Genomic DNA, 21,535 nt, shown 5'->3' with positions numbered 1-21,535 from the left:
CATTTAATGAAACAAATGACTATATTGGGATGTGAAAAAATGACTCTATACATTGAAGATTGCTCATGTAAGGACCAAACATGCAAATGTAACGGTAAAAACCAAAAAGGGGTTTCAGATTTAATAAAAGAAGAAATTTGTGGAGTGTTTAACATTGATCCATTAAAAAATCCATATGCGCCAGTTTGGGAAGCAGATTGTTGTATTGATTTAGTGTTTGGAACCTTATCTGTTTATTATGAATCAGGATTTTGTGAGGAAGTAGAAGTCTTTGTAAACTGTGAAAAAGATTCGGGAGTGTCTGTGCCATTAGGAAACACTCGTACAAGAACTTATGCCAATCTAAGGAAGGTAGCAATTGAAATTAAGGATCTAAAAAAAGAGAGTGGCAGGGTCCAATATATTCCTCCATTAAATAAAGAAACAACCTGTAGAGGTAGATATTGTTTAACGATCTATTACAAAGTAAAAAAACCAAAAAGATGCTAACTGTACTGTTTAGCATCTTTAACAGCTACATTGGTTCTTATTGTTCGAACAATGTTGACAAACAGTAGTAAGCACTTGATTACTAGTTGCTACCTTACCGCAGCTAAAGGTAACTTGCGCATCGTTTAATAAGAAGCAACTGCTGGTTACTACTCGAGCCTTAAATGATACAGTTACTGTCTCATCAACTTGAATTGAATTGATGGAAAATCCTACTTCTGGATCCAAGCCCGGCTGAACAATCCCATTAATCCGGACAGTGTCTGGGATAAATGCTCCTCCTGAAGGTAAATCATCTTCAAAAAATACATCTGTTGCCTCTACGACTCCATTGTTTGTGATAGATACCGTATAGGTTAACACATCACCGGTGTAGGAAAATGTTTTATTAACCTCCTTAACCATGTCCATAACAGGATCTCCTAAATCGATCTGGATTCCAATTCCATTTGGCATATAAGCATCGCCACTCGATGTGAATCGGAGAACTGCACTTGTTTGTCCATTAGGCAAGTAATTGAATGCTGACACATTGGTGATATCCCAGCCTTGTCTGCCTGCAAGAACGTTGGTTCCTGGTGTACCAGGAATTTGATTAAACGTTCCATACGATCCACTTGTATCTAGGTTTCCAGAATCATCTGTAATTTGCGAGCCATAAAAGTTGGTAGCTGGGTTAAGCGGGCCGGAAAGATTCGTTAAAGTCAGATTATCTGGTCCAAAAAGTGTTTCATCTCCAGTAATTTCAGCATCTCCTTCTTGAGCGCTTAAAAGAACCCTGGCGTCGACGTCTCCAGTGGCGGGAGTTAAAAATCCTGTCACATTCACATCGATTTGAGGTTGAGTAGTAAAGACAATATTCTCTGCACCAACAAATAAATTCATGGAACGATTGGGAAGGTTACCATTACTATAAACGACAGCAAGGGTCCAACCTGCGTGGAATGTCTGAGAGATAGGAGGAAATATAAGTGCAGGGACGCTTTCCGCACTATACGTTCCAGCCCCACCTGCTTGAACAAGAGCAGTAACGTTGGCAGATCGCATATAAAATCCGGTTGTTCCAACAGTGAACTGATTAGAAGTAGCTGCGTCTGGTGAAATAGAGACATCAATTAGAGCTGGAGTGGTAAAGAGGATATCGTTATCGATGAGGTTTGAAATATCCTGTGTATCAAAACTGAACAAGCCTCCCCAAATCAGCTCTGCATATAAAACCGTGCTGCCGCTAGGGATGACCAACTGTGCTTCAGAACCATTTTGTGTATAGTCTGTTGTTGTGCCAGCTGATCCAGGAGGGACCGGTGGGGGAAAAGCATCAACGGTTGAAGAGCTGTCCAACGTAATGAATGCTCCAATTGTACCGGTTGTGCCAGCTTCGTTGTCCACACCATCGCCGCTTAACCCTAAGGTGTTACCAGTAAATGTCATTGCTCCACAATCAGCAATAGAAAATCGGTTAACAAATGGCATATCGTTTTTTCCTTTCTAATAAAAATAATGAATTTGGCTAAGTGTTAACATTGTTTTTAACTCTATTAGCCATTTTCATTTATTAATATTATATGAAAGGGGTGGTTTCAAAGAATAAACATTAGTCTATAAAAAGTGAAAAATAGTATAAAAATACGTACATATTTTCCGTTTGTCTTGGCCGCAAGTATTAAATTCATATTATATCCAGACCGAGCCAGTGTTTAAGTATTAGGCGGTTTTAGACTTTAAATCATGCGCATAAAATACAGTTGCATACTAAAAACCAAAATATTACTAAAAGAATAAAAATTTACCATTTTTTATATTGTTTAACTTTTAAGATTAATTTACTATGAAAATGTAAGAAAAAAGACTTATAAAAGGCTCTTATCTAGTAAAAAAAGATAAGAGCCTTTTAAGTAGATGCAAATATCTTTTGTAATTTAACTCATATTAAATGTGGAGAGGAAGACTATAACCAATGATCCTTACACTAGAAAACGTAAATAAATCATTCGGAAAAGAAAAGATTTTAAAAGACGTTTCTTTTAAGATTGAGCAACCATCGATTATCGCTTTGATTGGACCAAATGGTTCGGGTAAATCAACCCTTCTGAGTATCATCACCAATCTACAACGGGCTGACAGCGGGGAAATAAGCGTTCTAAACAGAAGAAATAATGATGTGAATTTATTTAAAGAGGTTTCCTTCATGCAAGACAATACCGTTTTGTATGATTATTTGACTGGCTACGATCACCTGCAATTCATAGGAGATGTACAATCTATACCTAAGAAACATCTGGAGGAAACGGCAGAGCGGATAGGCATTACAAGATATCTTCATAAACGAGTTGGCAATTACTCATTGGGGATGAAGCAACATCTCTTATTGGCTATGGCAATTGTCAACAAGCCTAAATTGTTAATATTGGACGAGCCTTTGAATGGACTTGACCCAACAAGCGCGATTAAGGTGAGGAACCTATTGCTAGAGCTACATAATGAAGGAACTGCTATCCTCTTATCCTCCCATAATCTTTCGGAAATTGACCGCATCACCTCCCAAATATTATTCCTAAAAAAGGGTGTGCTAATAAAAGAAGATATCTCCCAATTTGAAAGAACCTGTTATCACCTTACTGTGGATGACGCTTCAAAAGCAGCTTATCATTTAGCCCAGGAAAACTATGAAGTGGAAACCATTTCAAATCAAAAGGTTTCTCTGTTATTGAAAGACACTCCTCTACATATTCCTCTATCTTTGCTTATGCAAAGTGGGGCTAAGATTGTTGAAATGGAAAAAGTAGTATTTGGCTCAGAGGATCGTTATCAAAATATCTTTGGAACAAAGGATGAAGATCATGAAGATATTTCTATTTGAGCTAAAGAAAATACGGAGGCAAAAAAAATTCCTATGGCTGTCAATAATTAGCCTTCTCTGTACCATGGCTATTTTTTCATCCAATGCGGTGGAACAAGAAGGTATGATGGAAAGAGCACACGAGGGTCTGATGGACTACCAAGAAATTGTCAATGGGGTACAAAGGGAATTGGCAGAATTAGAAATGCAGCAGGAACTGCCCGAGCTCCAACAAAATCAACTAGACCTAACAAAACAAATGAACCTAACCTTGATGCAGTTGAATAGAGTGATGGAAAGAGAAGAATGGGAGAATGTTTATCCGTTAAAGCTTTCCTTCCTCGAATTAGTAGAGCAATACGAAGCAAACGGAGAACCTTTCCCTATCTTAACCGGGCAAGAATTAGAGAAGGAAAAAGCAATGACAGAGTGGTTTATTTCACACAATCTTAGCTATGAAGATGAAGAGTATCCTGTTTCCCCCCATTTAATCGTGAAGGAATTAAGTGACTGGGTATTTAGCTTAGCAGGCCTTTTTGTATTGTTATTGCTATTTGGCAATATTTTCACTAGTGAAAGGGAACAAAGTACATGGCTAACCCTAAATACTCAACCGATAAAAAAATGGAAGTTACTAGTTTCCAAATATATTAGTTTGTTATGTTGCACATTGCTCTTCACGGTTTTATTCATATTTAATGGAATAGTCATTTCCAGTATGTTTACGGATTACTCCTTTAGTGGACAATATCCGATCTTGCTACAAGACTCGGAAACATTCTATATACTACCTGTCATCACTTACATTAGTAGGGTAACCATTTTATTTCTTTGTGCGTCTTTCATCCTGTTTGCATTAGTAACGTTCTTAAGCAGTGTGTTAAAGAAAACGTTTATAACGATTATGGTTGCTTCCTTTATTGTCATGATTGGCTTTAGCGTAACCGAATTAAACCACGCCTTACAGGTGGTAGGAAACCCATTCCAGCTTTTTCGTTTCTCTGCTTTATCTGGCGCGATACCTAATGGGGATGACTGGATATATCCTTTTATTGCTATGCTTTGGAGTTCCATGCTGCTTCTTTGCACCAATTTTATCCCAGAAATAAAAACACCGCCATTTTTACAAAAAACTTCTTACCTTCAACCATTTAAAAGTAAAAATGGATTCACATTTAAAAAAATAGTGCTATTTGAGTGGAGAAAGGTAAGTAGAAAGAAACTGTATGGACAGATTAATATTTTGTTATTGTTGTTTGTGACAGTTGGTTATTTTATTCTTTTTCAACAATCTAGTATCCAACAAGACAAGTATCTAGAAGAGTTGCAAAGCACCGAAGAATTAGATCAATGGATTAAAATTACCGAAGAAATCAAACTTCAGTATGAGGAAATCAAAGAACAAACAGGACAATCTATCTATGATGAATTCATCAAAGAAGCTAACGACACTATTGATTTCTTCTTGAATAGATCAAAGTTAGAAATTGCAGCGGTCTATGAATATAACCGTGGGGATTGGTCATCATTTTATTCTCATCAACTTCTTGATAATCAATCTGCAGCTGGGGAAATTGATACAGGGGGTGCTTATCTGGATGATAGAATGGATTATTTTCTTGGGAAATTCACAGTGGAAGCCAGTATTTCTGAAAAGGAATGGTTGATAGAAAACAATATTCAACCTATATTCACCGGAACTTTCATCCCTACCATTTATCATCAGTTTACAGATGAGGAGAGACATCAAAGCTTTGAAGAAGAAAATAGAAAATTGGATAGTAGCGGTCTATTTTCTTTATATTTGTTTAACAAGTATTATCTATACTTTATTCTTATTCTCTTATGTTTATTCTTGTTTGGTGGGGGCTTGGCTTTAGAGAGAGGAAAAAAACAAACATTACATTTATTACAAACGCAACCACTAAAGTTAAGTAGCATTTTCTTAGGGAAAATAATGACAAGTAGTATTTTAGCGATTGCCAGTGGAGTAGGGTTATTTATAATCATTATTTTGATGGGAAGCTTATTCAATCGTTTTGGGGATTGGCTATATCCAATTTTACATTATAACCATGAAGACATCGTTAATTCTTCCAACTACTCTGGCTTGGTTTCAAGTGGATATGGCTATCATTTCATCCCTTTAGGAGAATACCTTGTCTACAGTATGGTATTTTTGGTTTTATGCTTACTTTTTGTCTTGGGACTTACCATTGTTTTGTCCACTTTCATAAAAAATGCATTGACCGTTTTCGCCGTTTCTATCCTTATCAATGTTTCTGGGTATTATGTTACAACTAAATTTGGAATGAAAGTTGCTCATTTACTTCCATTCACATACTTTGATTACCCTAAAGTAATAAATGGCGAACTATCTATTGTGATGGATAACGCAAAAATCAATGTAATACATGGTTGCCTGGTGTTGTCAGGGTTATCCACCGTGTTCGTACTAATCGGTTATATCGTACTTTATAGAAAGAATAAAACGATTGTTAAAGCTGTTAAAAATCAGGTGACTACTAAGATGTAATCTAGAATAACATTGTTATTGGATGCATAAAGAATAGTGGGCGACCAAGGTAATCCTCCTAAGAAGTTACATTAAAGCAAAGCTAGTAGACTATATTAAGTTAATTTCGAGATGGAAGAAACAATCGGATAATATGCTATTAAAAAACCTTAGCAGACATACTTGCTAAGGTTTAATTGTGGGTTTCAACATTAGATTCTGTTAGCTTTTATGATAAAATGAAAAAAATGAGGTGAAGCGGATGATACTTGTTGGTGTCACTGGCTGGGGGGACCATGATTCCCTTTATACAGGAGGAATCTCCCCGAGGGACAAACTTAAAGAATATGGTGCTCATTTTCCGGTAGTTGAGGTGGATGCATCCTTCTACGCGATTCAACCCAAGCAAAACATAGAAAAGTGGGTGACAGATACCCCGGAACGCTTTCAATTTGTCGTGAAGGCATACCAAGGGATGACTGGACACCAACGCGGCGACATTCCCTTTGAAACGAAAGATCAGATGTTTTCAGCGTTTCAAGAATCCTTACAACCATATGAGGAAGCCGGAAAACTTGCCATGGTACTTTTTCAATTTCCTCCTTGGTATGATTGCAAAAAAGAAAATGTCGACTATTTGCGATGGTGCAAAGAGAGGATGGGGGACACAAAAGTAGCCCTCGAATTCCGCAATCGAACGTGGTTTCAGCCAGAATTCTATGACAAGACCCTCTCCTTCATGGAAGATGAAGGATGGATTCATAGCATCTGTGATGAGCCCCAAGCTGGCACCGGTTCCATTCCTACTGTATTACACCCAACAGACCCAGACCAAACGCTTATCAGGCTCCATGGCCGCAATGTAGATGGGTGGACAAAGGCTGTCTCAGGAAAGGACTGGCGTGAAGTCCGCTACTTATATGATTATAATAAAGAGGAACTCCAAGAGTGGAATGAGCATTTGAAGAAGCTACAGCAACAGACAAAGAACTTATTTGTGCTCTTTAACAACAACTCAGGTGGTCATGCTGCGAACAATGCAAAGCAGATGATTGAGCTGCTGGATATTGAATATACAGGTCTTGCGCCACGGCAGCTAGATTTATTTTAAGAGGAGAGAAACAGCGTGCAGCAGATTAGCATTTTACATACAAATGATATACACAGTCATTTTGAAGCATATCCCAAGCTGGCTGCTTTTCTAAAAGAGAACCCTGTTAATAGCTCAACTGCGCTTGTTGACATCGGAGATAATATGGACCGTTTTCACCCGATAACAGAGGCTACTAGAGGAAAAGCAAATACCGAACTCCTTAATCTTCTTAGCTATGATTTTGCGACAATAGGTAATAACGAAGGGATAACCCTAAATTATGAGGAGCTATCTCAGCTCTATGGACAGGCTGAATTTACTGTATTGCTAGCCAATCTTTTCGAAAAGAACGGTGTGCGTCCGGATTGGGTAAAGCCTTATGAAATAAAAGTTATGGCCGGGATCAAGGTTGCTTTTATTGGTGTTTCCGTATTTTATGAACATTTTTATTCGATACTGGGCTGGAAGCTTACAGACCCATACCTTATGCTAGAAGAATTCCTTCCGCTCTTAAAACGGGAAGCTGACGTGATTGTAGTGTTATCTCATTTAGGTATTTCAGATGATGAGGAAATGGCAAGACGATTTCCAGATATTGATGTAATATTGGGAGGACATACCCATCATGTTTTGCCTGAGGGAAGATGGATTGGAGATACATTGGTTTGTGGTGCCGGGAAATATGGTCAGTATATAGGGGAAGTGAGAGTGGATTTTGATATCCAGTCTAGGAGAATTGTAAACCTAGAGGCCTGCCTCCATAAGCTCGAGTTATATACTCCAAATGCAGAAATGGTAGAGCGTATTAAAACGATGCAAGATGAGGCAAATCTGAGTCTGGATCAGCGGGTTTGTACGATAGCTGAGCCCCTTCCTGTTCAATGGTTTTCACCATCTATGTTTCCTGAATTGCTCGCAGACTTCCTAAAGGATTGGTGTGAGGCAGACGTTGGAATGGTCAATGCCGGAGTGCTTCTCGACGGATTAGAAGCAGGTGATATTACGCTTGAAATGCTACATCGAATTTGTCCACATCCGATTAATCCTTGTCGTGTATCTTTAAGTGGCGAAGAATTTCGAGAGGTTGTTCAACAGGCACTTCATCCCGAAATGGAGCAGCTACGAGTAAAAGGCCTGGGCTTTCGAGGAGAAGTGATGGGAAGAATGGCGTTTAGTGGAGTGAGGTTTGATACCGAACCAATTGCTGATGGAAGCTTTCAGGTGACAGCCATTTACGTGGGAGATAAGCTGCTGTCATCATCGGACAAGGTTTCAATAGGCACGATTGATATGTTCACGTTTGGAAGAATGTATCCTGCTATCATTCGGGCAAAAGAGAAGAAGTTTTATCTTCCAGAACTCCTTCGCGACGTGCTTGCCCACGCATTATCAGGTAAATAACCTATTTTGTACACCCTTTCCCTCTATGCACATAAATTGATAGGGGAAGGGAGCGTGACAAGAGTATATGATTGAAATGACACCAATTTCGATTGATGGTCAAACGTTTACTGCGATTACTGTTCGATTACCTAAAACCAACTTTTTAGCTGTAACAAGTGACAAGGGATACATCATGTGCGGAGCGCTGGATGTTGCCCTTTTGAATGAGAAACTAAAGGACCGTAAAATTATCGCTGGCAGAGCAGTTGGAGTCCGTACCATTGAACAATTGCTAGATGCCCCTTTAGAATCCATCACCTATGAAGCCGAAAACCTTGGAATCACAGTAGGTATGTCTGGCAGAGATGCAATGTTGAAAATGCTTTAATAGAATGGGATGATCCCATTTTATATAGATAAGAGAGCTTTCGAAATCACTACCAGAGGGAACTTTGGTGGTGATTTTACTTTTGTGTAGGGATTAGCGGAGGGGGGAGTTGTGAGGGGAGATTGTCCGACTAAGTGCGTTTCAAAACCTCTTTTGAGGAAAAACCAGCGAACATGGAGCGTAACAAGACCTCTCTTTTGCAACTGACGGGGAGGAAAAATCGCTTAGGAGCGAAAATAACGATTTGTGAGCGAAAATTAGCATTTACGAGTGAAAAATTAATTTTGCGAGCGAAAATTCAAATTTACGAGCGAAAAAATGAAAATACGAGCGATAATCTTAATTTGCGAGCGAACGCACTTTTTTCAAGATTAAGTCCATATAATTGTGTAAAAAGAAAGAGTCATTTTATTCCTTCTTGTCAACACTGTTTTCAACGACGATAAACAATGAGAAGAGGAATAAGAATGACTCAATTACAGTTTAACCTAGATATCGACCTTTTAAAAGATGCAGTAATGAATTCTAATATGGAAGCAGTAGTTAGATCTGCGATTGTACTGGTGCTAAATGAATACATGGAAAAAGAAAGAGATGAATACTTACAAGCTGCTGCTTATGAACGCTCAATAGAGCGTTTGGATTATCGTAATGGCTATTATGAACGTGAATTTACGATGAGTATTGGGAAACTAAAGCTCAAAGTACCACGCACTCGAAATGGTGATTTTTCACCTTCCGTTTTCGAAAAATATGCCCGATGTGACCAAGCCTTCGTTCTCTCCATGGTAGAAATGGTCATTAATGGTGTATCCACTCGTAAGGTGACGCATATTGTGGAACAGCTTTGCGGAGAAAATGTTTCCAAATCGTTTGTGTCTTCTCTTACTCAAAAGCTAGATCCTATCGTTAATGACTGGGCCAAGAGGCCTCTTAATGACACCTACTATCCTTTTGTCTTTGTAGACGCTATGTATACCAAGGTGCGGGAGCACCATCGTGTTGTCTCCAAAGCTATCTATATTGCGACAGCTCTGACGGATAAAAACCAACGTGAAATTCTTGGTCTTCAGGTTGATCATGTCGAAAACTATGAAAGCTGGTCTCGTTTTTTCCAACAGCTTAAATCACGAGGGCTTCAATCACCTAAACTAGTTGTTTCTGACGCTCATCAAGGTCTACAAAAAGCTATTCAACGGGAATTTATTGGTACTAGCTGGCAAAGATGTAACGTACACTTCAAACGAAACATTTTTGAGAAACTCCCTAAGAAAGATTCCTTAGAAATCAGAACAATGATTAAACGTATTTTTGAAGCTGTAACGATTGAAGATATGAGAAACTTCAAAGAGGAACTCATGAGCCAATTTGCGGAGAACACGAGATATGAAAAAGCCTTAAAAGTTCTTGATGAAGGTTTTGAAGATACCATTCAATATATGGAACACCCACAAAACATCCGCCCTCATATTAGGAGTACGAATTGTTTAGAAAGGTTAAACCAGGAGGTTCGTAGAAGAGAAAGAGTAATACGGATTTTCCCTAACACTCAGTCAGCTTTTCGTTTAGTGGGGGCTGTCTTACTACACTATCAACAAACTGTTTACGCAAAGAGAAAGTCCTTTAGTAAATAGTTACTATTGTTTGCGTGACTTCCATCATGGATTGTTTCATAGCCAGAATGAGCTGTCAAAGTGAATAACCTTTGACAGCCCACCCTGGCTATGAAGGGATAATACCATGGAAGTTTCGCTCAAAAAATATGAGGGCAATAAACTATAAACTTTTAACAGTTGAAAACACTTGTAAGGAATTTTACACAATATTAAGGACTTGACTTTTTTCAAAGTCAGGTTGGACTCGCAGCAGCCCCGATGCCGCAGCTCCCCCCGATGCCGCAGTTATCCCCGATGCCGCAGCTCCCCCCGATGCCGCAGCTCCCCCCGATGCCGCAGTTATCCCCGATGCCGCAGCTCCCCCGATGCCGCAACTCCCCCCGATGCCGCAGCAGCCTCGATGCCGCAGCTCCCCCCAATCCCGGCGGCTCCCCCAATGCGCAAAGCGTTCGACATCCCCAGTTACTTCCGCACCTACCACCTCCCTAAAAAAGTTTCCAAACTTTTTTCCAAATATCCACCCAATAACCATAAATTTCAACTATAATAGGAAGTAGATATCTGTCGAACTTTGAAGGCTGTACAAAAGTGCCTTGTAGATAGGAGAAGTTATGAGACTATTACCTACAAAATCAATGAAGCCAGGAATGGTATTGGCCAAGTCTATTTTTAATGACTCAGGCAGGGTCCTTCTTAGTGAAGGAATCTCTGTTACTTCCAAGATGATTTCCCGTCTTCAGAATCTAAATGTTACCTATGTTTATATAAAAGATGCGAGAACAGACGGGTTGGAGATACCTACACTTATTTCTGATACCACTCGCAACGCCGCGGTAAAGACCATTACAGATACGTTTAAGTCCATTGAAAACGAAAAAGAGCTCAGCAAGTGGTTTGTGATGGATAGATCCTCAAAGGACTTGAAATCACTTATTCAGCACTTGTTAACAGATATGAAATCAAATGAAGAGGTTGCCACACTTCTGACAGATGTGTATGTGCATGATAATTATGTATTTACTCATTCTCTTAATGTTACCCTTTATTCGCTTTCGATTGGCCTAAAGCTCGGCCTTTCACAAAAAGACCTGGAGATCCTTGGCTTAGGCGGAATATTACATGATATCGGAAAGATGCTTGTGCCAAATGAAATACTTTTTAAACCAGGAAAGCTCTCAAGTGAAGAGTTCAGCGAAATGAAGCGTCATGCAACATATGGATTTGATATTTTACGCAATATGCAAACTATTCCTCTCATAGTAGCACATTGTGCATTTCAGCATCATGAAAGATTAAATGGAAGCGGCTATCCACGAGGAATTAAGAGCGAAGAGATCCATCTTTTTGGAAAAATTCTGGCTGTGGCAGATGTGTTTGATGCCGTCACGTCTCATCGAGTGTATCGCAGTGCGATGCTTCCTCACGAGGGCCTTGAAATTTTATATTCTGGCTCAGGTACGTTGTATGAACCAGCAATTATTGAAGCATTTCGTAAATCCGTGGCGATTTATGCCTATGGGTTGATGGTCACTCTTAATGATGGAAGAAAAGGAATTGTGGTTGGTCAGAATCAAGATTTAACAGAGCGACCTATCATCCGTATTGTTGAAGAGGCTGGAGATGAATTAGACACGCCTTATGACCTAAACCTAAGAGACCACTTAAATCTAGCCATAGTGGATTGCGATAACCAAAAGAACGTAGCAGCAGTAAGCTAATAGGGTAGTGAAATATTTCCTTTGTCCTATAGTAGGATATATGGTATAGTAAGAGCATAAAATAATATACTTCCCTTATCATACGATGAGGTAGAGGCTGCGCAGCATAAGAGTAATGCTACTGGAGGGTGACACCTAGGATAGTAGAAGAAAGGATGCTGTGCCGAAGCAGTGTGAGTGGTCGAACTCACGTTGCTGGGGTTATCTTGAATAAGGATAACACTGCCATTATGACCGGTACGGACGGGTTTTATAATGGAGGGCTACTGATCGGATGGAGGATAACACATTACATAGGTAATGATAGTTATTTTCTATCATTACTTTTTATTTTGTTCTCTTTCAGTGCCTTCCATTGTTGTCATTCGTTTGCCATCGGTCAAACATATTACAGCTTAATGGGGGTTTTTTTGTTATGGAAGGAACGATTTATTCTTTGATTCCTCCTGTGCTGGCAATCTTGATGGTCATTGTGACGAGAAGAGTATTGCTTTCACTTGGAGTAGGTATTTTAGCGGCCGCTTTGTTGGTGGCAGACTTTAATCCTTTGAAAACTGTTACCCTAATTTGGGATACGGTGCTTGGGTTATTTTATTCTGTTGGAGATAGTGAATGGAACCTGTGGAATATTTATATTCTTGTTTTCCTCTTAATACTTGGTGTGATTACTGCATTTATTTCTATCACTGGGGGAAGCAGAGCGTTTGCTGATTGGGCGCAAACGAAAATTAAAACTAGACGTGGCTCCAAATTTTTAACGGCACTTTTAGGAATTGTTATTTTCATTGATGATTATTTTAATGCGTTGGCAGTGGGACAAATCAGCAGACCTTTAACCGATCGTTATAAGGTTTCACGTGCGAAATTAGCCTACCTGATTGACTCCACTTCTGCGCCAATTTGTGTTATTTCCCCTGTATCGAGCTGGGGTGCCGTAATTATCGGTATTATAGGAACAGATGTGATTGTAAAGCAGAATATTAGTGATTTAACAGCGATTAGTGCATTCATGCAAATTATTCCGATGAATCTATATGTCTTTGCTGCCATTCTTATGGTGATTTTAGTAAGTTATTTTAACGTGAATATCGGCCCGATGAAAACTCACGAAAAGCGTGCGATGGAAAAGGGCGAGCTTTATGATTCAGAAAAAGAGGTCCCTGGTGAGCTAACGGATGACCTTCCAACAAGCACGAAGGGTACAATCGGTAACCTTGTGTGGCCGATTGTTGCTTTATTCGTTGGTGTGATTGGAGCGATGCTTTGGTTAGGGGCGTCTGCACTTGAAGGAGAAGTAACGCTGTTAGGTATTTTTGAAAACACAGATCCATCGGCAGCATTATTTTATGGTGGATTGTTTGCGCTAGTAGTTTCCTTAGTACTTCTATTTGGTCAAATCTCCAAAGGTGGAGTGACTAATAAGGTAGTGGGACGTGGCTTTATGGAAGGAGCAAAATCTATGCTTCCTGCCATTTATATTCTTTTATTTGCTTGGACAATTGCCGGGTTAATCGGTGAGCTACAAACGGGAGAATACATTGCCGAACAGGTGCAAAATTCTAATATGAATATTGCGTTCTTACCGGTAATAATCTTTGTGATTGCTGGGTTTACTGCACTAGCAACTGGAACTTCATGGGGAACCTTCACATTGCTTCTTCCTATTGCTGGGCAAATCGCAGCATCTACTGATGTTTCTATCCTTTTGCCAGCATTAGCAGCAGTACTTGCAGGAGCGGTATTTGGGGATCATTGTTCCCCAATTTCTGACACAACGATTCTTTCCTCAACAGGTGCAGGATGTAACCATATTGATCATGTGTTAACACAGCTTCCATATGCATTAATTTGTGCTGGTATTGCGATTGTGGGATACATTGTTCTTGGGTTAACTGGCAGTACTTTATTAGGATTACTAGTCGTTGTTGTAGCATTTGTTATCATTGGCTTTAGTTTTAAAGCAGTGAAAACGGCTCAATAATGAAATAATACTTTTCAAAAAAAGTAAAAAACACCTCCTTTTTATCTAATCTATGAAAGAGATAAAAGGGAAGGTGTTTTTTTTCTGAAAAAATATTTATACAGGAAATTACAGCTTAAATTCTGCTTTCATGCAAAATTTGACGGATTATATGAATAAATATACGGTGTAGAGTATTGTCAAAACGTGTCGAAACTAGTGAGGAAAAAGTTTGTTTTGACATAGTCATAAAGTCTAGTTATACTATGTATAAATTATATTAAATAATCTGAAAAAATAAAACATTTAGACTCTTTTATCTATTTTCTGGTAATTTATAAGATAATCACTAAGAGTCTGAATAGGGGGAGAGAGAGAATGAGTAATCGACCGCAATGGGGGACAAGAGCAGGCTTTATCTTAGCAGCGGTTGGATCAGCCATCGGGTTAGGAAACATTTGGCGTTTTCCAGCAACTGCGTATGACAATGGAGGAGGAGCGTTCTTTGTACCATATTTATTTGCTCTTCTAACAGCAGGTATTCCGCTTTTGATCCTTGAATTCACAATGGGTCATAAGTACCGTGGATCTGCACCACTATCTTACGCAAGAATGAACAAAAAGTTTGAATGGCTTGGCTGGTGGCAAGTTGCAATTGCATTTGTTATTTCTACTTATTATGCCGTTATCATCGCTTGGGCCATGAGCTATTCTGTTTTCTCCTTAAATTTAAAATGGGGAGACGACCCAACAGGATTCCTAGTAGGCGACTACCTAAAGCTTGCTGCTCCAGGTGAGTTTGGATCCGTTGTACCATCTGTATTACTACCATTAATCATCGTTTGGGTTATTACACTTGGCGTTCTGTTTAAAGGTGTTAAAAAAGGTGTGGAAGTTGCCAACAAAATTTTCATCCCAGCACTTGTTATTCTTTTCTTAATCCTAGTTGTGCGTGCGCTTACATTAGAGGGCGCGATGACAGGCTTAAATGCATTCTTCAAGCCTGATTGGAGCACAATTGCTGACGGAAAAGTCTGGGTTGCTGCCTACGGACAAATATTCTTCAGTTTATCCATTGCTTTTGCAATCATGATTACCTATTCCAGTTACTTACCAAAAAAATCGGATATCACCAACAATGCCTTTATTACTGGCTTCAGTAACTCCGGTTTTGAGCTACTAGCAGGTATTGGAGTTTTCAGTATTCTTGGATTTATGGCTGTACAACAGGGTGTAGGAGTAGATGAAGTAGTAAAAGGTGGAGTGGGGTTAGCCTTTATGGTATTCCCAGCCATTATTAATGAGTTTCCTGCAATGAAGGAGCTCTTCGGGTTCCTGTTCTTCGGATCCTTAGTGCTAGCTGGGCTATCCTCACTAATCTCGATTGTTGAGACATTTGTAGCAGGTGTTCAAGATAAGTTCAAAGTTTCCCGTACAAAAGCGGTTGCGATTGGTGGAGGACTATCAGCAGTCATCTCTATCCTTTTTGCAACACAAGGCGGTTTAAACCTACTTGATGTTGCCGACTACTTTATTAACCAGTTCGGTATCGCGCTTGCAGGTCTGATTCAAGTAATCGTAGTTGTATGGGTAGTAAGACAATTAAAGCCTTTACAAGATCATGCAAATGAAGTTTCTGATGTTAAACTAACAGGCCTATTAGGTGGCTGGTACAGAATTTCCCTTTCTGTCATCACTCCGTTAGTACTTGGTTACATGATGTTTGACCTAATTCGCACAAATATTGCTACAGTATATGGGGCAGGAGATGGATATACTCGTATGTTTACTGTCCAATATGGTGTATCAGTTGCCGTTCTTGCCGTACTTGTAGGTATCGCTTTTTCCATCATTAAATGGAAAAAGGATACGTTAGAAATGCCAGGATCCTCAACAAAGGAGGTCAATAAATAATGGAAGCTAGTTCTATTGTCATGATGGTTGTAGGAATGGTCATCATTTGGGGTGGCCTTGTAGGAAGTATCCTTTGGGCTGTGAAAAAAAGCAGAGAAGCTTAACGCTTTGTTAAAGGTGTTAGGTGATTAGAAAGTAGTAGCTAGCTGTTGAGTGGAGCCATTTGCGAAATCAACAGCGTAGTCATACTGTAATAATCATAAAAAAGCAGGTGGCCTGTTATAGGGCCAGCTGCTTTTTAACGTTTTCGTCTATCGCCACGTTCCCAAGACTTAAGATGTGGGAAAGGATCAAACGACCACTCAGAATAACCGTTATCCTTATACATCCCGTAATGCAAATGAGGAGGAAACTTTCCGGCAGTGCCAGGAGGACCATACCCAGAGCTACCCACAGAACCAATCATCTGCCCAGGCTCCACTACTTGCCCAACCTTTAAGTCCTTTGCAAACCCATTTAAATGAGCGAAATAATGATACGTATTATTGATATCACGGATTCCAAGTCTCCAGCCACCAAACTTGTTCCACCCAATGATTTCAATCACTCCATAGCAAGTCGAACGGACAGGCACACCATACCCAGCAAATATATCTGTCCCTTCGTGCATTCTGCGACCACCCCAACCTCTGGCATCTCCCCATGTGTTTCGATAGCTAAAATTTGCGTGAATAGGAAGAGGAAACGCATGTTTATCAAGTTTAAGGGTCTTGTACGTACTATAAAGCTTAAAATGCCCCATAATTAGACCAACAGTTTTATCTCGTTGATAGTAATCCCATAAGGCAATTTTTAAATTTTCCTTATCTGTTCCGTACGTTCGTAAGTAAGTGGCAAATGTAAACAATACATCTTCATCCTTTGTTGCGTCTGCTAAACCGTCCCCATTCCCATCCAACCCAACTCCTCCAAAGAACTGAATACTTAATGGATTCTTATCCTTAGAATTAGGATTAAGTGGGCCAGCCCACACTTCTGGTTTATAGTATATTCCTGTTACACCTGTTGCTTTTGGGATGTCTTTTCTTACCCTACGGACATTGCGCTCATATTGATCAATTGCCGCAAAATAGTACCAAGGAATTTGGGTAACTGACTGCATTCGTTCATATAGTTCTTGTCTTTTTGCATAGATTTGGTCGTCTGTCATCTCTTTTTCCGCTGCGTAGCTATTGGAAGGAAAACAATTTATGATAAGGATGATGCATAAGAAAACTCGTATCAAGTTCTCACTCCTTTCCTTTGTTACATTCTTTGGATATGTAGTTAGTTTGGTGTGTTTTCCAATTTTTCATTTATACTAATTCATGGAAGGTTCGTGGAAGGTTTTGGACTTGTGTATTGACAGGATGTTTGGTAAAGTGACAGTTGAGAAACATGTCATTTTCCCTATAAAGCTTATAAGAATAGTGAAAATATACAGACAATAACCAGTTAAGTCTATCTTGAAAATAAGACAAGTTGGAGTTGATCATATGGCAAAAAAGGAAGAATACATACGTAAACCAGATTGGTTAAAAATCAAGCTAAATACGAATGAAAACTATACAGGACTGAAAAAATTAATGCGCGAGCATAATTTAAATACAGTATGTGAAGAAGCGAAATGTCCTAATATTCATGAGTGTTGGGCCGTCCGCCGTACAGCGACATTTATGATTCTTGGAGCAGTTTGTACAAGAGCCTGTCGTTTCTGTGCAGTAAAAACTGGGCTGCCAACAGAGCTTGATACACAAGAACCAGAACGCGTAGCAGAGTCTGTGAAGCTAATGAACCTTAAGCATGCTGTTATTACTGCTGTGGCACGTGATGATTTGAAAGATGGTGGTGCTGGAATATTCGCAGAAACCATTCGTGCTGTTCGCCGCGAAAACCCTTTCACTACTATTGAAGTGCTACCTTCTGATATGGGTGGTGTGGAGGAAAACATTAGAATGTTAATGGATGCCAGACCAGATATTCTTAACCATAATATCGAAACAGTTCGTGAGCTTACACCAAGAGTACGTGCAAGAGCAACCTATGACCGTTCCCTAGAGTTATTAAGACGGGCAAAGGAAATGCAACCTGATATTCCGACAAAATCCAGTATCATGATTGGTCTTGGAGAAACAAAAGAACAAATCATTGAAACAATGGATGACTTACGTGCAAACCATGTGGATATTATGGCAATTGGCCAGTATTTACAGCCTTCGAAAAAGCATTTGAAGGTACAAAAATACTACCATCCAGATGAGTTCGCAGAGCTAAAGGAAATTGCCATGACAAAAGGATTTAGTCATTGTGAAGCTGGGCCTCTCGTTCGTTCTTCTTATCATGCAGATGAACAAGTTAACGAAGCGTCCAAAGCTCGCCAAGCACAAGCATAAAAAAGGTACAGCTTCCCTTCAAAAGGAGCTGTACTTTTTTTTACTCATTTTTCATCTGCTTTCGATATTTATCGTTAACGGTTTCTTCGTTCATTTCTCCTTCAGCTTCACCGTTGGCATTTTCACCATTGTTTAAAGCTTTCCCTTGAGGAGATTTTAGCATTTCTTTTATCGTTGCTTCCAAAATTTCATCTACTCTTGGGCTAGAAACTCCAAGTGACTGAAAGCGCTCAATATCATGAATCATCTCTGGGTTATCAGAAATATAGACATGATAGAAGCGTGGAACGATAGAAAGTCCCGTTTTACTTACTTGGTCTGCTACCATTTCACGATCACTACTATCCACATTCGTTTCATACGCGATAAGTACTTCTTCATCTGTCACAAGAGTAGCGGAGTCTTCAATGTTTGGAAGTTGCACGACCATTTTATTAATGATATTGGCAATTTCCTCATAATCAACCGCAGCAATGTTTTCGTTATAGCGATTGGAATTTTTAACAGGCTCAGCCTGATCTCTAACATAACCAAAATGTGTTCGATCATGCTCTTTTCCATCCTGTGCATCGTACATATGATAACGATGCCCAGTTTTTGTGTTCATCCCATAAACCTCACTTCTTGATTTTCTTTCTTGGGGTGTGGGGTCAAAAGCACAGGCTGTTGTCATAGTCGTAACGAGACATAAAGTAGCCATGATGATCAATGTTTTCTTCAATGGAAACACCTCCTTAGTTATAGGATGACCAGTGAGATGAAATTTTGACTTAGAAATTCATGGAGAAAAAGTCTATAATGAAGATAAGAGAAGAAATGGAGGAAAATTTCATGATTTGTGTCGGAAATCACTGTTATGAATTGTTAGAAGAGAATCGCGATGGTTTTAATGAAGAAGCTTTTCGCGCTCGCTACATCGACGTGTTAAATAAATACGACTATATCGTTGGCGATTGGGGATACAATCAATTGCGGTTACGTGGATTTTTTGAGGATCAAAACAATAAATCAACTTACGATACAAAAATCAGTACCTTGCCTGATTATATCTATGAGTACTGCAATTTTGGTTGTGCATATTTTGTTTTGAAAAAAACAAAAAAACAACATGAGGCAAAATAAATTCATCCGAATCAAACGAAGATTTTTCTGAGTATGTTTCGGATGAATTTGACATGTTATTCTTTTTTGTCATGAGTTGGATGTGCTCCAGGGTCCTGCCTTGGCATATCCTCATGAAGATTTTTGTTTTCGTAATTAAAAGCACTATAGTATCGCTGCCCTTTTTGCCAAGGAGTACTTTTATTTTCAACAGGTGTATTCTTTCCGCGTGGAGACCCATAAGGTCCTTCAGGTAATGTTTCTGGAATAAGGTAGTTTTGCTGAGCCTCTACATTAGCGAAGTCAGAATACGTTTCTTTATCTTTTTCATTGTGCATATAACAACATCCCCTTTTTCTAAGATATTTTTTACTATCTCCATGAAAAAGGGGATTATGTTTATACTACCTCATATAAAAATGAACGAAGCTCTTCTGCTTCCGCTTCTGAAAGTTGAAATGCATGTTCTATATAACCAGGCTCATCCAGGTCATCCGTTCCAATGATGGCAAAGCGGTTTCCCTGAATGTCTAGCACAAGACTTTTCCCATAATAGCGGTCAGATTTTACAATGGCTAAATCAAAGCGGCTATGCTCCCCCATAAAACTGACAAATCTTGTTTGTGTATCAACAGTATCATCGTATAAAAAGAATTTTTCTCCCACCGTGTTTCCTCCTTTACACACAATCCATTCTTTTTCTAGTATAGCAAAAATTTATTTATTCTTGTAAGAATAATCGAAGGTCTAAATATATGGGACATTATCCTTATTTTTTATGATAAAATAAAGAAAAATAACTCATTATCCTTTAATAGAGAAGGGAGCCAATGAATGGGGCGAAGCTGGGATCGCATAAAGAGATACTATGACAAAAATGGCTCACATCTTGTAAAATTCATGCTTCCAACCAAATATTTACGCTACTATCCACCTGTCTACATCCTGAGAAATCCAATCGAAGAATGTGTCGCATATACCTTGAAAAAGGGGTTTCAAATTGCAGTCGTTTCCTTTTATTTTCCGGATTTAGAGGGTACTATCAAAAGACTGGGTAAGCGTAAGTATTTATCATGCCGAGAAGTGATAAAAACTCAGCTTAGAAAAGTCATTGAAGAAACGTTTACTGATCATCAGGTGGTGTGTCTTCATGAGCAATATAGCGATGGAATTTCACTGCTATTAAAAGTGGACGTTCAAAGCCAGCGTCAAATTAACCTGGTGGATAAATTAGAACAAGTGAAAAAAATAATGGAAGAACAAACATACAGTCAACTTCAGCAAGATAGCCTGAGGATTCAATATGGTTATGTATTTCTAGAGCATCAGGACTATTCTTTATCAGAATGTATGCTGAAAGCCCACTTGCAGGCAATGGCAATGGCGGAAAAGCAAAATAAACTGGCCTATCAGCAATTGTTATTTCAGATGAATCAAATTATTGCAGGGAAAGATATCACTCTGTTAGCACAACCAATTATGGATGTTACCAAGGGTGGAATAAAAGCATGGGAATTGCTGACAAGAGGGCCAATGGGGTCTCAAATGGAAAATCCGTTGCAGCTTTTTTCTATTGCCAAGCAGACTAACCGTTTATTTTCTCTAGAACTCATTATACTAGAAAAGGCGTTTCAGCTTATCTATCAATGCAAAATGAAGGAAGCCGTTTTTATTAACTTCACTCCTACAACCTTAAATGAAGTGGAATTAATTGAGAAAGTAGTATGGTTACTAAAAAAATATCCTGCCATCATTCCTAAAAATATTGCGATTGAAGTCACGGAACAGGACTCTACAGATGGCCTGAAAAACTTTGAACGCAATATTGATGCACTTAGAAAACTTGGTTTTCAAATTGCCGTAGATGATACGGGAGCAGGTTATGCAAGCTTACATACCATTAGCAAAATAATGCCAGATATCATTAAAATTGACCGGTCCGTTATTCAAGATATTGATAAAAGCCAAGTGAAGGAAAAAATGCTGCAGGGCTTGTTATTGATAGCTCATGAAACAGGTTCCCTTGTTGTGGCAGAAGGAATTGAACGACAAGAAGAAGTACAAGTGTTGTTCCGACATAAAGTGGACATGGCGCAAGGGTATTTTTACGCTAGACCAAAAAAACTTCAACCAGTAACCTAACAACA

General features: G+C 39.1%; 19 protein-coding genes and 1 riboswitch. Of the genes, 14 read left to right on the top strand and 5 right to left on the bottom strand.

What is annotated here, in order from left to right; translation table 11 throughout:
• The first annotated feature begins 6 nt into the window (after positions 1–6).
• Positions 7–489, top strand: coding sequence for an S-Ena type endospore appendage (locus FIU87_RS17235; RefSeq protein WP_172971091.1), 483 nt, complete (start codon positions 7–9; stop codon positions 487–489).
• Positions 490–507: 18 nt separating this feature from the next.
• Here the strand turns inward: FIU87_RS17235 and FIU87_RS17230 are convergent, their stop codons facing one another.
• A complete protein-coding gene (locus FIU87_RS17230) occupies positions 508–1,962 on the bottom strand; it encodes a DUF11 domain-containing protein (RefSeq protein WP_152445706.1) in 1,455 nt (484 codons plus the stop codon).
• 484 nt (positions 1,963–2,446) lie between these two features.
• Here FIU87_RS17230 and FIU87_RS17225 point away from each other — a divergent pair, with 484 nt between their 5' ends.
• From FIU87_RS17225 to FIU87_RS17180, 10 genes are all read left to right on the top strand, one after another.
• On the top strand, positions 2,447–3,349 hold the full coding sequence (locus FIU87_RS17225) for an ABC transporter ATP-binding protein (RefSeq protein ID WP_152445705.1): 903 nt from the start codon (positions 2,447–2,449) through the stop codon (positions 3,347–3,349).
• Positions 3,330–5,864 carry an ABC transporter permease subunit gene (locus tag FIU87_RS17220; protein WP_172971090.1) on the top strand — a complete coding sequence of 845 codons (2,535 nt, stop codon included), beginning with the start codon at positions 3,330–3,332 and terminating at the stop codon, positions 5,862–5,864. Before FIU87_RS17225 ends, FIU87_RS17220 begins: the two co-directional genes overlap by 20 nt.
• Before the next feature lie 241 nt (positions 5,865–6,105).
• Positions 6,106–6,954 (top strand): DUF72 domain-containing protein, encoded by an 849-nt coding sequence (locus FIU87_RS17215; protein ID WP_152445703.1) that lies wholly within the window; start codon positions 6,106–6,108, stop codon positions 6,952–6,954.
• Positions 6,955–6,969: 15 nt separating this feature from the next.
• Complete coding sequence (locus FIU87_RS17210; RefSeq protein ID WP_152445702.1) at positions 6,970–8,337, top strand: bifunctional metallophosphatase/5'-nucleotidase; 1,368 nt, start codon at positions 6,970–6,972, stop codon at positions 8,335–8,337.
• A 67-nt stretch (positions 8,338–8,404) separates the two neighbouring features.
• Positions 8,405–8,707, top strand: a complete 303-nt coding sequence (locus tag FIU87_RS17205; RefSeq protein ID WP_152445701.1) for a YunC family protein — start codon at positions 8,405–8,407, stop codon at positions 8,705–8,707.
• 467 nt (positions 8,708–9,174) lie between these two features.
• Positions 9,175–10,341: an IS256 family transposase gene (locus tag FIU87_RS17200; RefSeq protein WP_152445258.1), complete on the top strand. Its 1,167-nt coding sequence runs from the start codon at positions 9,175–9,177 to the stop codon at positions 10,339–10,341.
• Between the two features lie 593 nt (positions 10,342–10,934).
• Positions 10,935–12,041 (top strand): HD-GYP domain-containing protein, encoded by a 1,107-nt coding sequence (locus tag FIU87_RS17195; RefSeq protein WP_152445700.1) that lies wholly within the window; start codon positions 10,935–10,937, stop codon positions 12,039–12,041.
• 83 nt (positions 12,042–12,124) lie between these two features.
• A riboswitch (Lysine riboswitch) is annotated at positions 12,125–12,315 on the top strand.
• A 141-nt stretch (positions 12,316–12,456) separates the two neighbouring features.
• Complete coding sequence (locus tag FIU87_RS17190; protein WP_152445699.1) at positions 12,457–14,022, top strand: Na+/H+ antiporter NhaC family protein; 1,566 nt, start codon at positions 12,457–12,459, stop codon at positions 14,020–14,022.
• Positions 14,023–14,379: 357 nt separating this feature from the next.
• Complete coding sequence (locus FIU87_RS17185) at positions 14,380–15,915, top strand: sodium-dependent transporter (RefSeq protein ID WP_152445698.1); 1,536 nt, start codon at positions 14,380–14,382, stop codon at positions 15,913–15,915.
• Positions 15,915–16,019: a methionine/alanine import family NSS transporter small subunit gene (locus tag FIU87_RS17180; RefSeq protein WP_152445697.1), complete on the top strand. Its 105-nt coding sequence runs from the start codon at positions 15,915–15,917 to the stop codon at positions 16,017–16,019. The genes FIU87_RS17185 and FIU87_RS17180 overlap by 1 nt, the downstream gene beginning before the upstream one ends.
• Positions 16,020–16,153: 134 nt before the next feature.
• On the opposite strand, the gene FIU87_RS17175 is transcribed toward FIU87_RS17180, so the two are convergent.
• On the bottom strand, positions 16,154–17,119 hold the full coding sequence (locus tag FIU87_RS17175) for a M23 family metallopeptidase (RefSeq protein WP_253905601.1): 966 nt from the start codon (positions 17,117–17,119) through the stop codon (positions 16,154–16,156).
• A gap of 271 nt (positions 17,120–17,390) precedes the next feature.
• On the opposite strand from FIU87_RS17175, the gene lipA reads away from it, so the two are divergent.
• A complete protein-coding gene (lipA, locus tag FIU87_RS17170) occupies positions 17,391–18,287 on the top strand; it encodes a lipoyl synthase (protein WP_152446635.1) in 897 nt (298 codons plus the stop codon).
• Between the two features lie 40 nt (positions 18,288–18,327).
• Here lipA and FIU87_RS17165 read toward each other — a convergent pair whose 3' ends face one another.
• Positions 18,328–19,008, bottom strand: coding sequence for a YhcN/YlaJ family sporulation lipoprotein (locus FIU87_RS17165; protein ID WP_152445696.1), 681 nt, complete (start codon positions 19,006–19,008; stop codon positions 18,328–18,330).
• 110 nt (positions 19,009–19,118) lie between these two features.
• On the opposite strand from FIU87_RS17165, the gene FIU87_RS17160 reads away from it, so the two are divergent.
• On the top strand, positions 19,119–19,409 hold the full coding sequence (locus FIU87_RS17160; RefSeq protein ID WP_152446634.1) for a YutD family protein: 291 nt from the start codon (positions 19,119–19,121) through the stop codon (positions 19,407–19,409).
• A gap of 56 nt (positions 19,410–19,465) precedes the next feature.
• Here FIU87_RS17160 and FIU87_RS17155 read toward each other — a convergent pair whose 3' ends face one another.
• Positions 19,466–19,726: a cytosolic protein gene (locus FIU87_RS17155; protein WP_152445695.1), complete on the bottom strand. Its 261-nt coding sequence runs from the start codon at positions 19,724–19,726 to the stop codon at positions 19,466–19,468.
• Between the two features lie 61 nt (positions 19,727–19,787).
• A complete protein-coding gene (locus FIU87_RS17150; RefSeq protein WP_152445694.1) occupies positions 19,788–20,054 on the bottom strand; it encodes a DUF3055 domain-containing protein in 267 nt (88 codons plus the stop codon).
• A gap of 168 nt (positions 20,055–20,222) precedes the next feature.
• On the opposite strand from FIU87_RS17150, the gene FIU87_RS17145 reads away from it, so the two are divergent.
• Positions 20,223–21,530, top strand: coding sequence for an EAL domain-containing protein (locus tag FIU87_RS17145; protein WP_152445693.1), 1,308 nt, complete (start codon positions 20,223–20,225; stop codon positions 21,528–21,530).
• Positions 21,531–21,535: the final 5 nt, after the last annotated feature.

This window comes from Bacillus sp. THAF10 (assembly GCF_009363695.1).
In the GTDB taxonomy this organism is placed as follows: Bacteria; Bacillota; Bacilli; order Bacillales; family Bacillaceae_I; genus Sutcliffiella_A.
Note: the sequence above shows the minus strand (reverse complement) of the source record. Positions and strands in the feature narration are given on the sequence as shown.

Excerpts from the sequence above, each read along its gene's own strand:
- FIU87_RS17235 (WP_172971091.1), top strand. The coding sequence starts at position 7 with ATGAAACAAATGACTATATTGGGATGTGAAAAAATGACTCTATACATT.
- FIU87_RS17230 (WP_152445706.1), bottom strand. The coding sequence starts at position 1,962 with ATGCCATTTGTTAACCGATTTTCTATTGCTGATTGTGGAGCAATGACA.
- FIU87_RS17225 (WP_152445705.1), top strand. The coding sequence starts at position 2,447 with ATGATCCTTACACTAGAAAACGTAAATAAATCATTCGGAAAAGAAAAG.
- FIU87_RS17220 (WP_172971090.1), top strand. The coding sequence starts at position 3,330 with ATGAAGATATTTCTATTTGAGCTAAAGAAAATACGGAGGCAAAAAAAA.
- FIU87_RS17215 (WP_152445703.1), top strand. The coding sequence starts at position 6,106 with ATGATACTTGTTGGTGTCACTGGCTGGGGGGACCATGATTCCCTTTAT.
- FIU87_RS17205 (WP_152445701.1), top strand. The coding sequence starts at position 8,405 with ATGATTGAAATGACACCAATTTCGATTGATGGTCAAACGTTTACTGCG.
- FIU87_RS17200 (WP_152445258.1), top strand. The coding sequence starts at position 9,175 with ATGACTCAATTACAGTTTAACCTAGATATCGACCTTTTAAAAGATGCA.
- FIU87_RS17195 (WP_152445700.1), top strand. The coding sequence starts at position 10,935 with ATGAGACTATTACCTACAAAATCAATGAAGCCAGGAATGGTATTGGCC.
- FIU87_RS17190 (WP_152445699.1), top strand. The coding sequence starts at position 12,457 with ATGGAAGGAACGATTTATTCTTTGATTCCTCCTGTGCTGGCAATCTTG.
- FIU87_RS17185 (WP_152445698.1), top strand. The coding sequence starts at position 14,380 with ATGAGTAATCGACCGCAATGGGGGACAAGAGCAGGCTTTATCTTAGCA.
- FIU87_RS17180 (WP_152445697.1), top strand. The coding sequence starts at position 15,915 with ATGGAAGCTAGTTCTATTGTCATGATGGTTGTAGGAATGGTCATCATT.
- lipA (WP_152446635.1), top strand. The coding sequence starts at position 17,391 with ATGGCAAAAAAGGAAGAATACATACGTAAACCAGATTGGTTAAAAATC.
- FIU87_RS17160 (WP_152446634.1), top strand. The coding sequence starts at position 19,119 with ATGATTTGTGTCGGAAATCACTGTTATGAATTGTTAGAAGAGAATCGC.
- FIU87_RS17155 (WP_152445695.1), bottom strand. The coding sequence starts at position 19,726 with ATGCACAATGAAAAAGATAAAGAAACGTATTCTGACTTCGCTAATGTA.
- FIU87_RS17145 (WP_152445693.1), top strand. The coding sequence starts at position 20,223 with ATGGGGCGAAGCTGGGATCGCATAAAGAGATACTATGACAAAAATGGC.